Source organism: Aquiflexum sp., assembly GCF_041749095.1.
Classification (GTDB): domain Bacteria; phylum Bacteroidota; class Bacteroidia; order Cytophagales; family Cyclobacteriaceae; genus Aquiflexum.
Genome location: NZ_JBGTCA010000040.1, coordinates 1 through 11,741, shown reverse-complemented (window position 1 = coordinate 11,741; position 11,741 = coordinate 1). Strand labels below are relative to the sequence as shown.

Genomic DNA, 11,741 nt, shown 5'->3' with positions numbered 1-11,741 from the left:
CGGGCACAGGCATTGGGTAATCTTCTACATGGCAAAGTAAATATCACTTTTGAAACGGCGGACGAAAAAGTCTATCAGGTAAATACCACAGTATGGGCGGTGGGCAATCAATTTATTTCCCTCAAGTGCAACACCTATATTCCCATCAATTCCATTTTGGAGGTTGACTAAAAAAACAGGACAGTCTTAATTAGGTTTGTCCTGTTTTTTTAGGATAAACAATCTCTCTACAACATTTTTTCGATTGCCTCTTCAAGTTTCATTGAATCCTGCTGACCGGTAGCAAGATTTTTTAAGCTGACTACTCCGTTATTGATTTCAGTGTCCCCCAACACAATTACATAAGGAATTCCTTTTTTATCAGCATAGGTAAACTGCTTTTTGATCTTGGCGATCTCCGGGAAAAGCTCTGAAGAAACACCACTTTTTCTCAACTGATTCAATACTTTAAGTCCGTATGCAAAACCCTTCTCATCGAAATGGGTAATCAGGACTTTGGTTTTGTCGAGGTTTTCTTCAGGAAAAATCCCCAATTCATCCATTACGTCATAAAGTCTGTCAACTCCGAAAGAAAACCCAACTCCGGAAACACCCTCAAGCCCAAATACCCCGGTCAAGTTATCATACCGGCCTCCACCACTCACCGAACCAATGGAAACATTGTTGACCTTCACTTCAAAAATGGCTCCTGTATAATATGACAGTCCTCTTGCCAATACCACATCAAAATCAACATGTTCTTCAGTTTCCCCATAAGCCTGCAACAAACCAAATACCTCTTCCAATTCCTCTAATCCTTTGAGACCATTTTCAGAATTGGCTAAAAAAGTCTTCAAAAATCCAAGTTTTTCTTTGTTGGACTGCTTCAGATTGATGACCGGTTCCAACTTCTCAATGGAGTTTTGCCCAAAATTCTTTTGCAATAATTCCTCCTGTACCTTTTCCCATCCTATCTTATCCAATTTGTCTATTGCGATGCACAATTCCCCTTCTCTGCCTTTTTCGCCAATGACCTCAGATATCCCTGTAAGGATCTTCCTGTTGTTTATTTTAATACTATAGTCTTTAATGCCCAAATTCGCAAAAACTCTTTTGATCATAAGCAGGATTTCGAGTTCGCAGACAAGGCTGTCTGTACCTACTACATCTGCATCGCATTGATGAAACTCCCTGTACCTGCCTTTCTGAGGCCTATCTGCCCTCCATACCGGTTGGATCTGAAATCTTTTGAATGGGAAAGTGATGTCATTTCGGTTCATCACCACAAATCGTGCAAAAGGAACGGTAAGGTCGTATCGGAGACCTTTTTCGGACACCTTTGGTAGAACTACTGCGGTCCCGAATTCCACATCCCCTACCTCTACATTCTTTAGAAAATCTCCGCTGTTCAAAATCTTAAAAAGCAACTGATCTCCCTCATCTCCGTATTTTCCGGTCAATGTACTCAGATTTTCCATTGCCGGAGTTTCCAACTGCTGGAATCCAAAAAGCTTAAAAGTATCTTTGATGGTATCCAAAATGTAATTTCTTCTCGCCATCTGTAATGGCCCAAAATCTCTGGTTCCTTTTGGCAGGCTTGGTTTCTGAACGGACATGTTTTATTTTTAAATTTGGCCAAAGTTAAGTAAAATCAAAATTTTATTTTAATTTTGCACCTCATTTGAGACAACATAAACAGATAAGACGATGGCTGTTACTACTTTAAAAAGAAAATTGAGAAGAAAGAGACAAGGTCAAACTACGAGAGTTATAAAAATCAAACAATTGATTGCCAAGCCGGTAATCAAAAATGTGGATATAGAAGAATTGAAAAAAAGCTTCAAAAAATAATTCAAGACCACTCTTTGACAAGAAATAGGAAAGGCAACGTGAAGACGTTGTCTTTTTTATTTTATACCCCTCTTCTCCCCAATTCAACTACTCTTAAGTTTTGGACTTTCCCATTGTCGATTTCAAACAAAAGCATCGTCCTCACCACATGGAATCCATGTTGCCCAATGGCACCGGGATTCATGTAAAGACAATTTAGCGACTTGTCATATTCTACCTTGCATATATGGGAATGACCACAGACCAATAGCTGTGCTTTGTTGAGTTTGATCTTTTCTTTGATTCCCTTGGCATACTTTGGGGGTTTTCCGGCGATATGGATCATTCCGGTTTTTATACCTTCTAATTCTTCCCAAATTTCCTCCGGAAATGATTGTCTGGCCGTTTGGTCATCAATGTTTCCTGTAACTATTCTTTTGACCTTGTTTTTTGGGAGGCTTTCCAGAACCCTTAAATCTCCAATATCACCTGCATGCCATACCTCATCCACATCCTGCAAATGGTCAATGACTTTTTGATCGATATATCCATGGGAATCAGAGATCAAACCTATTTTAATCATTTCAACAATATTTATCTAACAGTTTGTCAGTAAAGACAAATATAATTACTTGAAAAATAGCAAATGAGATTTAAAAATTTTTAAATGCCGCATGCTGGACTTATCAATATTAAAGAGTATGACACTGCTATACAGGTACAGGAAAAGTAACCCGACGAGAAATACCATTTGAACTCTGATAAAACAAAATTAAAATAACAGGCCGATCACCAAAAGCAGTTTTGGATTTGAGGGATTACTTCCTATTTTTACCGTCGAAAATATTGTTTAAATAATGAGAGTAATTCAATTTAGAGAAGCTTTAAGAGAAGCCATGTCAGAAGAAATGAGACGCGACAAAAACGTGTTTCTCATGGGTGAAGAAGTGGCAGAATATAACGGGGCCTATAAAGTCTCCCAAGGAATGTTGGACGAATTCGGTCCTGATCGCGTCATTGACACACCAATATCGGAGCTGGGATTTGCCGGCCTCGGTGTAGGTGCAGCCATGAATGGACTCAGACCCATCATTGAGTTTATGACCTTCAACTTCTCATTGGTAGCCATAGATCAGATTGTGAATTCTGCAGCAAAAATGCTTGCTATGTCAGGAGGTGCCTATAATGTGCCGATTGTATTCAGAGGGGCAACCGGCAACGCAGGACAACTTGGGGCAACGCACTCTTCAAACTTTGAAAATTGGTTCGCAAACACACCTGGCCTTAAGGTAGTTGTACCATCTAACCCTTATGATGCTAAAGGACTTTTAAAAGCATCTATCAGAGACAATGACCCTGTTATATATATGGAGTCGGAATTGATGTATGGGGATAAGGGTGAAGTGCCTGAAGGTGAATACCTTCTTCCAATCGGAGTAGCTGATGTCAAAAGGAAAGGCAAAGATGTCACCATCGTATCTTTTGGTAAAATGATGAAAGTAGCCCTGGAAGCAGCCGAAGAATTGGCAAAAGACGGGGTCGATGCTGAAGTAATAGATCTTAGAACTGTCAGGCCTATCGATTATGCTGCTGTAGTGGAATCCGTTAAAAAAACCAATAGATGTGTCGTAGTGGAAGAGGCCAATCCTCTAGCTGCCATTTCATCTGAAATCGCTTACCATTTGCAAAGAAATGCTTTTGATTATTTGGACGCACCTGTCATCCGGGTAAATTCCATGGATATTCCATTGAGTTATGCACCAACTTATATTGAGGCTACTTTACCAAATGTGAAAAGAACCTTGGCAGCTGTTAAGCAAGTGATGTATAAGTAAATAAGTAGAGATGTTAGGTGACCGATGACCGATGCACTCTAAATCAATAATCGGTGATGTGAGGTATAATAAGAAAAAACCACATGGTAAGCCATGTGGTTTTTTTATAACTTTAACCCAATCAACTAAACAGTCCTAGTTGTTATTCATGACGGCACCTGCGCCGCTTTCAGATCCTTCTTTCAAATCGTCATTGGAAACCCCTCTCTTCTTCCTTCTGGAGGGTTCCATACTTAACTTTCCAATTCTGTAGGAAAAGTTTATTTTGAAGTTCATATTTCTTAGTCCAATAGTACTTTGCTGCATGATTGTTGGTGTCCGCAATTCATTGTTGATTGTGAATTCTTTGGTGAAGAAGTTTTCTGCTCCAAATCCTATGCTTCCTCTTTTCTCGTTGAACTGCTTGTTCAGGTTAAGGCCATAGACTCCGAATCCTCCTGCTGTACCCTGTAATTGGACCTGTCTGCCTCTTGCAAAAGTAAAACTCTGGATTTGCCAGTTATTCGGCAGGGAATAGTTGGCAAAAAGCCTTCCGCTCAGCACAAAGCCTTCATTGGATGCAGCATACAATGGATCATCAAGACCATTGTCCAACCTTGCATAATATCCGTCCACACTTCCGTTAAGAGAGAATTTACCAGACAGGTTTACATTTGAGAAGATGGAGAATCCGTAAGCTTTTTCCTGTCCGATATTTTCAAAGGTGGTAAAGATGATATCATCTTCAAGCACATTCCTTACCGGCTGAATAGACCCGGATGTATTTCTGAAATAAGAGGTGAAGTTCAAAGATGAACCTTTGAAGAATGTGCTGTAAGACATCTCATAGTTGTCTGTCAATTCCGGATCCAACAAAGGGTTACCCTGACTTATCTGCTGCGGGTTTGCAGCATTGATGTTGGGGTTCAGGAAGTTAAGAGAAGGTCTTTGCACCCTTCTGTTATAGGCAGCTTTGACCATGTTTCCATTGGCCATTTTACGGCTCAAGTTCACACTAGGCACCCAAAGTCCAAATGATGGAATATCTGCTTCCAATTCAGAATTCCTGAAATCTGCCTCGATATTGGTATATTCATACCTCATGCCTGCTTTTAGGGAATACTTTTCCAGAATACTCGTAGTAAATGAAGCATAAGCCGCAGTCACATTTTGGTCATAGCTGAATTCATTGGAAAATCTTACATCGGTATCTTCCACAAATTCCCCATCAGAACCATCTGCCCTCAAATATGTAAAATCAGAAACAGCCTTTCTTAAGATGTTTTTTGCACCATATTCCAGGATCTGATTTTTACCTGTACCTATTGGAGTCACATAATCCAACTGAATGGTGAATTCCTGGTTGATGCCTGCGTTGTTGTTTTTTACTCTGCTGATAATATCATCAAATGTTCCGTTGTAAAGACTATTGATAAAATCATTGGTCAGGTTATTTTGACTGTATAAGGCCGATATGCTGAATTCCTTCATTGGCTTCTCATACGTCTTGGTATAATTGAAATTGAAATCAACATTATTGGAAAGGTTGGCCACATTGACATCTCTTAACAGGGAATTGACCAAAATATCCTCAAAGAATGTCTCTGTCAAAAGTCCGTCCTGATTATTTCTCATGTTCCGGACCCCAAAGCTCAAAGATGAAGTAAGGAAGTTGTATTTGTCTATTTCAAAATCCCAACCAAGGTTATACCTGCCAAAAAGCATTTGGTTTCTGGTATCAGCAGATTGTTTAATGTTCAAAGTAGTGCCATCGGCATTGGTAATATATTGTTGGTTTTCAAACGAGCCTAGGATATTATACCCTGCTCTTCCAAAGCCACCTAGAGTCCAGGCCATTTTTCCTTTTTTCAAGCTTGCGTTTAATCCCAAATTAGAACCCCTCAAACCGGCACTGCTGTTGATGTTCAGAGAAGCTCCTTGTAGGTTGTTCTTTTTGGTAACTATATTGATGACTCCACCGGTACCCTCAGCATCATACTTTGCAGAAGGGGAAGTGATCACTTCTATTGCCTTAATTTCTTCAGCAGGTATTTGTTTTAGAGCATCAGCAACATTGGATGCCACGATGGCAGATTGCTTTCCGTTGATCAAAACCAGGATATTGGAACTGCCCCGCATGGAAACATTTCCATCCAAATCCACTGAAAGCATAGGAACCCTTCTCATCACATCAGCCGCATCGCCCCCGATTAGGGTTTTATCATATTCAGCATTATAAATCGTCCTGTCCACTTTTTCCTCAATCAGGTCTCTTTGCCCCATCACTGTTACCTCCTGAAGCGCTACAGCTTCAGTTTCCAAAGAAATATTGGTCAGATTAATGTTGCTGTTCTGTTCCGTTACCTCAATGATAGGAGAGTTAAAAGTCTGGAAACCCATAAAAGTTACCTGCACTTGGTAAGATCCTATGCCGAATCCTGTAATGACAAAAACACCGTCAAAATCAGCGATTGTTCCTACGATACTCTTTTGCGATTCTACGTCGATAAGCGCGACCGCAGCATAAGCCACGGAGGTATCATTTCCTTTCTCAAGGATTCTACCTGTGATCTTATAGACAGGTTTCTCTTCTTCGGCATTTTGCGCATACACGGTCTGAACACTTCCTGTAAGGATAAGCAAACCTGCAAATAATAATTGAATAAGCGTTTTCATGTTTCTTTTGAGCTAATGTGGTACTGTTGGACAGTTTACAGCAACAAAGGAACATGAAGTTAAAATCATAAAAAAATCAAATAGACCATGAGGATATATCCCTCGACCAATAAGGTAAAACACCTGACGAATGGGGCAAGCTTAAGAAAGCACCATATTTCATCTATAGAATTCGCCGTTTCGCCGATAATATGACCCTATTGGTAGATTCCGGTGGCTTGCTAGCAAAATTTAATTTTAGTTTGCATAAAAATTGCCTAATTTAATTCATATGCAAGAGACTTCCATTAAGAAGAATATCCCAATACTTATCCATATTCTGGGATGGGCCTTGTTCGGATGTGTCATCTTTGTCCTTTCCCCATTGTCTGCAGGAGTCGAGAGGCCGAATGAGTTTTGGCTCAAACAAGGAATTAACTTTTCTTTATTAATAGGTATCTTCTATTTCAACTTTCTTTATTTGATTCCAAAAATCCTTTTCAACAATAAGATTTCACTTTTCCTTATCATCAATTTCGTTGCAGGACTGGCCTATGTCGCTTTATTGATTGTGTATGATGACTGGACCAATATGCAGGAACTGATGCATAAAGCCTTCAGACCTGATGTGCCTTATACTCCAAGACCACGTAATTTTTATTGGGATATTTCACAGTTACTTATATTTTACATGGCTGTCGGGATCAGTACCAGCATTGCGGCTGTACAAAAATGGCAGTCAGACGAGCAGCTCAGACTCAAGCTAACGGAAGAGAAGGTCAATTCAGAACTTACATATCTTAAAGCCCAGATAAATCCCCATTTCTTTTTCAATACCTTGAACAACATCTATGCGCTGACCAATATCGATGTGGAGAAGGCTAAGACCGCTCTCCTTAAGTTGAGTCGAATGATGCGTTATGTTCTGTACGAAACTGAAAAAAACCATACCCTTCTTTCCAAGGAATTGGACTTCCTGAAGGACTTTATCGAATTGATGAAATTAAGGCTGCCTTCCAGGATCAAACTGAACATTAATATTCCCGAAAAAGTTGAAGAGGCTGAAATCGCACCGATGTTATTACTGCCATTTATTGAAAATTGCTTCAAACATGGCATCAGTTCCCAAAAAGAAAGTGAAATTGAAATTTCCTTGATAAAGCAGGGGAATAAATTGACCTTAGAAACTCAAAACACGATTTTCAATTCTTCAGAAAATACTCCTGAGGGAAAATCCAGCGGAATTGGTCTCGTCAATACCATGAGAAGATTAGAACTGCTTTATCCCAATAAATTTCAGTTGACCTTTGACAGAGAAAATCCTGAAAACCAATACAGAGTTTACCTTACTATTGATCTCAAATGAAACTTAAATGTATAGCTGTTGATGATGAACCCCTTGCCCTGGATTTGGTTTCCAAGTTCATAGAACAGACCTCATTTCTGAGTTTGGAGGCCAAATTTGACAATGCCATCCAAGCATTAGGGTATCTCAATACCAATGATATTGACCTGATCTTTTTGGATATTCAGATGCCGGACCTTTCGGGAATGGAGCTTGCAAGGATTATTGATGGCAAAAACAACTTTAAAAAACCGAAGATTATTTTTTCAACCGCTTACAATCAATTTGCCATTGAAGGATACAAAGTAGAAGCCCTTGATTATTTGTTGAAGCCATTTAGCTATGAGGAATTTTTAAAAGCTTCTACCAAAGCATACCAATATTATGAAAATCAGTCCAGGCAATTATCGGAAAAAAGAGAAAATGGTAAACCATCAGAATATATTTTCTTAAAAGTAGAGTATTCTTTGGTGAAGGTGATGCTCAAAGAAATTGCCTATATCGAAGCCTATAAAGATTATGTAAAAGTACATTTGGCCGGCAAGCCAAATCCGTTGCTTTCACTTACAAGTTTGAAAAACATGGAAGAAATCCTACCTTCTGACAAATTCATGCGGATCCACCGCTCATTCATTATCAACCTTGATCATATTGATTCTATTTCAAGAAACACCGTAAATATTGGAGATGCCAATATTTCGGTCAGTGAAAATTACAAAGACAATTTTATGGAATTTCTGAACCGATGGGCCGGTTAAACCCAACATTATTAGATTTTAAGAATATTGTAAATATTTTTTTTATATTTTTAAAATTTAATATCAAAATCAATAGCTTTCTGAATCAATTCAGATGATTATGCCGTAACAATCTCCCGGAAGTCGTAAATTCAATGAATTATTGTGAAGACATGTTTGTTAGTTAATTGGTCTGATGGAACAAAATCATGAATTCTATATGCGTATGGCCATTGAACTTTCCCGTAATGGAATGGTTCAAGGTAAAGGCGGGCCGTTCGGTTGTGTGATTGTAAAGGATGGAAATGTGATTGGAAAAGGTTCCAATTCAGTCTTATTGACCAATGATCCGACTGCCCATGCAGAAATAATGGCTATCAGAGATGCCTGCAAGAATCTTGGTCATTTTCAGCTTGATGGATGTGAGCTTTACACTTCTTGCGAACCATGTCCCATGTGTATGGGAGCTATTTATTGGGCAAGACCTTCCAGGGTTTTTTACGCCAACACAAAAATGGATGCTGCTGAAATAGGCTTTGATGATGATTTTATCTATCAAGAACTAGAACTTCCGAAAGCAAATAGGAAAATACCTTTTGAACAGATTTCACAAATTGAAGCCAAAAAGGTATTTCAAGACTGGCTGAAAAAAGAAAATAAAAATTTATATTGAAAAAAAACCAAATTAAATTATGAAAAAGTTAATGATAATTACATTAAGTATCATCTTTATGAGCGCCTGTTCGACTGAGAAATCTGTAGAAGAAAGGTATATCTACGAAGGTGAAAAAATAGTAGATGTCGAGACCGGTGATGAATATTTGATGGAAGAAGAAGGTAAAATCACTGTAGTCCATACGGATGGCAGCAAGGAAAAAATGGCCATTGATGAGACCCCTTTTTATGAAACAGCTCTTTCTAATGAGTTTATACAATCCTTGGAATCAAATTATGCAGAAAGAAAACAAGTACTTCTGGAGGAAAAGAAAAAAATGTTAAAGGAAAACAGAAGGTCTAGATATGCTGACATCCCAGATGAGGAGTTATTGGAGCGATTTCAACAGGCACACAAGGACGGACTGGATATGGGAAGACAAATGGATATGGTTGCCGAATTGATTGAAAGAGGGGCCGTTTCAGAAGATCAGGCACCGGGTTTATTGGAGATTGAACCTGAACTGATCAATTTTGACATCGATATCGACAAGCCGGGAGAGAAAGAGAATTAATAAGATTTCTAATTATTTACCGTATTAAAATAATAAAAAATCCCCTAGTCCAAATAGACAAGGGGATTTTTTATGAAATGTGATGAGTATTACTTTTTATTGTTGCCCTTGGTTTAAATTTAGCATTAATAAAAAATCACCTCACATAAAACCCTTCCAAATACTAATTAAAAGTTGACTAAATTTCCGGCGAATTAATACATTCACTGATTCAGGGAAATGAGAAGATGCTTTCTTACTGTTATTTTGTTCAATTTAATAGCCTTTGCTTTTGGGCAAGTATTGATGGTACGGGATGCAGAATCCAATCATCCACTGGAGTTGGTAAGTATTATGGATCAAAAAACCAAAATAATACGATACACGGATGGTGAGGGAAAGGTTGAAATCAAGGACTTTATTGGAGTGGAGAAAATTGACATTAGACTTTTTGGTTATAAAAGTATCAGTAAAAGCTACAGCGAACTCTCCGATATAGGATATACCATTTCTTTGACGCCAAATACCATTTATTTACAGCAAGCCGTAGTTTCCGCTACCCGCTGGAGCCAATCCAGACAGGAAATCCCGGCCCGCATTACTACCATTACAACAGAGGAAAGAGAACTTCTAAACCCACAGACCACGGCAGACTTATTGGGGATTTCCGGTGAGGTATTTGTACAAAAAAGCCAACAAGGGGGCGGTAGTCCCATGATTCGGGGTTTTTCCACCAACAGGCTATTATACACTGTGGATGGAGTCCGGATGAATACCGCAATTTTCAGAAGTGGTAACCTGCACAATGTCATTTCTATTGATCCATTTGCCACAGAAAGTACAGAGGTTTTCTTTGGACCTGGATCAATCATATATGGCAGCGACGCCATTGGAGCAGTGATGAGCTTTCAGACCCTTCAACCTGTTCTCATCAAAAAAGGAGACCCCGCCGTCACAGGTTCTGCTGTGATCCGTGCCAATACAGCCAATGAAGAAAAAACAGGTCATGTACATGTCAAATACGGAGGCGAAAAATGGGCAGGTGTAACCAGTCTCAGCAGAAATAGATTTGGTGATCTGAAAATGGGAAGTCGTGGACCTGAAGAATTTCTCAGAACTACATATGTGCAGGTCAGGGAAGATCAGGACTTTTTGGTAGAAAACAGCAATCCTAAAATTCAGCTTCCGACAGGATACGACCAATTTAATATCCTACAAAAAATCCGGTTTTCCCCAAATAAAAAATGGGATTTTCAATATGCTTTCCATTATTCAGAGACCTCAACATTTTCAAGATATGATAGATTGATCCGATTTAGGCCAAATGGTCAGCCTAGAAGTGCTGAATGGAAATATGGCCCCCAAATCTGGATGATGAACCACTTGAAGATATCCCATTCTTCTGACGGCAACCTGTTTGATGAGATGTCGATAAATCTGGCTCATCAGAAATTTGAAGAAAGCAGAATAGACAGGAATTTCAACGATGTGATCAGAAGGACAAGGGTGGAACAGGTCAATGCCTATTCGGTAAACCTAGATTTTCTGAAAAATCTCGCTCGGCAATCTACTTTATTTTATGGGTTGGAATGGATCTTAAATGATGTGACTTCTGTAGGAACTGATGAAAACATACAAACAGGTCAATTAGGGCAGGGTCCGGCACGTTATCCTGATTCCAAATGGAATTCTTACGCTATATATACTACCTATCAACAGAAAGTCTCACCCAAATCTATGCTTCAGGCAGGTATGCGATACAATAGATTTGGACTGGATGCCGACTTTAGAAACAACACTGAATTCTATCCCTTCCCTTTTGAAAAAAGCAGCAACAACGAAGGGGCCCTCACTGCCAGCGCTGGCTGGGTTTACCATCCTACAGACACCTGGACTATGCACTTGAGTGCATCCACAGGTTTCAGAGCACCAAATGTGGACGATATCGGTAAAGTATTCGATTCAGAACCCGGAACGGTCATGGTTCCCAATCCTCAACTCCAGGCAGAATATGCCTATAATCTTGAACTTAATGTGGGAAAAGTCATCAATGACAATATCATGATCGACCTGACCTCCTATTACACGCTTTTGGACAATGCCCTGGTCAGGAGAGAATTTACCCTGAGCGGTCAGGACAGTATCATGTATGATGGGGAATTAAGCCGTGTGT

10 protein-coding genes are annotated in these 11,741 nt (G+C 39.3%); 7 read left to right on the top strand and 3 right to left on the bottom strand.

What is annotated here, in order from left to right; all coding sequences use genetic code 11:
* Positions 1-227: 227 nt before the first annotated feature.
* Complete coding sequence (gene hisS, locus ACEW8O_RS03190) at positions 228-1,595, bottom strand: histidine--tRNA ligase (protein WP_373493178.1); 1,368 nt, start codon at positions 1,593-1,595, stop codon at positions 228-230.
* A gap of 91 nt (positions 1,596-1,686) precedes the next feature.
* On the opposite strand from hisS, the gene ACEW8O_RS03185 reads away from it, so the two are divergent.
* Positions 1,687-1,830: a hypothetical protein gene (locus ACEW8O_RS03185; RefSeq protein ID WP_373493177.1), complete on the top strand. Its 144-nt coding sequence runs from the start codon at positions 1,687-1,689 to the stop codon at positions 1,828-1,830.
* Between the two features lie 61 nt (positions 1,831-1,891).
* Here the strand turns inward: ACEW8O_RS03185 and ACEW8O_RS03180 are convergent, their stop codons facing one another.
* A complete protein-coding gene (locus tag ACEW8O_RS03180) occupies positions 1,892-2,392 on the bottom strand; it encodes a metallophosphoesterase (protein WP_373493176.1) in 501 nt (166 codons plus the stop codon).
* A 274-nt stretch (positions 2,393-2,666) separates the two neighbouring features.
* On the opposite strand from ACEW8O_RS03180, the gene ACEW8O_RS03175 reads away from it, so the two are divergent.
* The gene (locus tag ACEW8O_RS03175) at positions 2,667-3,644 is read left to right on the top strand and encodes a pyruvate dehydrogenase complex E1 component subunit beta (protein WP_373493175.1); all 978 of its coding nucleotides are present in this window, start codon (positions 2,667-2,669) and stop codon (positions 3,642-3,644) included.
* Positions 3,645-3,779: 135 nt separating this feature from the next.
* On the opposite strand, the gene ACEW8O_RS03170 is transcribed toward ACEW8O_RS03175, so the two are convergent.
* Entirely contained in the window at positions 3,780-6,299 is a 2,520-nt protein-coding gene (locus ACEW8O_RS03170; protein WP_373493174.1) for a TonB-dependent receptor domain-containing protein, read from the bottom strand.
* Positions 6,300-6,570: 271 nt separating this feature from the next.
* Between ACEW8O_RS03170 and ACEW8O_RS03165 the strand changes: the two genes are divergently transcribed.
* The 5 genes from ACEW8O_RS03165 to ACEW8O_RS03145 all read left to right on the top strand — a co-directional run.
* Positions 6,571-7,644 carry a sensor histidine kinase gene (locus ACEW8O_RS03165; RefSeq protein WP_373493173.1) on the top strand — a complete coding sequence of 358 codons (1,074 nt, stop codon included), beginning with the start codon at positions 6,571-6,573 and terminating at the stop codon, positions 7,642-7,644.
* The gene (locus ACEW8O_RS03160; RefSeq protein ID WP_373493172.1) at positions 7,641-8,381 is read left to right on the top strand and encodes a LytR/AlgR family response regulator transcription factor; all 741 of its coding nucleotides are present in this window, start codon (positions 7,641-7,643) and stop codon (positions 8,379-8,381) included. The genes ACEW8O_RS03165 and ACEW8O_RS03160 overlap by 4 nt, the downstream gene beginning before the upstream one ends.
* A gap of 175 nt (positions 8,382-8,556) precedes the next feature.
* Positions 8,557-9,033 (top strand): nucleoside deaminase, encoded by a 477-nt coding sequence (locus tag ACEW8O_RS03155; protein ID WP_373493171.1) that lies wholly within the window; start codon positions 8,557-8,559, stop codon positions 9,031-9,033.
* Positions 9,034-9,052: 19 nt separating this feature from the next.
* Positions 9,053-9,589, top strand: a complete 537-nt coding sequence (locus ACEW8O_RS03150) for a hypothetical protein (protein WP_373493170.1) — start codon at positions 9,053-9,055, stop codon at positions 9,587-9,589.
* A 219-nt stretch (positions 9,590-9,808) separates the two neighbouring features.
* Positions 9,809-11,741: TonB-dependent receptor domain-containing protein (locus tag ACEW8O_RS03145; protein ID WP_373493169.1), on the top strand; the 1,933-nt coding region annotated here is incomplete at its 3' end.

What these genes read in the sequence shown, in the direction of transcription:
- ACEW8O_RS03185 (WP_373493177.1), top strand. Translation starts at nt 1,687, where the DNA reads ATGGCTGTTACTACTTTAAAAAGAAAATTGAGAAGAAAGAGACAAGGT.
- ACEW8O_RS03170 (WP_373493174.1), bottom strand. Translation starts at nt 6,299, where the DNA reads ATGAAAACGCTTATTCAATTATTATTTGCAGGTTTGCTTATCCTTACA.
- ACEW8O_RS03180 (WP_373493176.1), bottom strand. Translation starts at nt 2,392, where the DNA reads ATGATTAAAATAGGTTTGATCTCTGATTCCCATGGATATATCGATCAA.
- ACEW8O_RS03150 (WP_373493170.1), top strand. Translation starts at nt 9,053, where the DNA reads ATGAAAAAGTTAATGATAATTACATTAAGTATCATCTTTATGAGCGCC.
- ACEW8O_RS03165 (WP_373493173.1), top strand. Translation starts at nt 6,571, where the DNA reads ATGCAAGAGACTTCCATTAAGAAGAATATCCCAATACTTATCCATATT.
- hisS (WP_373493178.1), bottom strand. Translation starts at nt 1,595, where the DNA reads ATGTCCGTTCAGAAACCAAGCCTGCCAAAAGGAACCAGAGATTTTGGG.
- ACEW8O_RS03160 (WP_373493172.1), top strand. Translation starts at nt 7,641, where the DNA reads ATGAAACTTAAATGTATAGCTGTTGATGATGAACCCCTTGCCCTGGAT.
- ACEW8O_RS03155 (WP_373493171.1), top strand. Translation starts at nt 8,557, where the DNA reads ATGGAACAAAATCATGAATTCTATATGCGTATGGCCATTGAACTTTCC.
- ACEW8O_RS03175 (WP_373493175.1), top strand. Translation starts at nt 2,667, where the DNA reads ATGAGAGTAATTCAATTTAGAGAAGCTTTAAGAGAAGCCATGTCAGAA.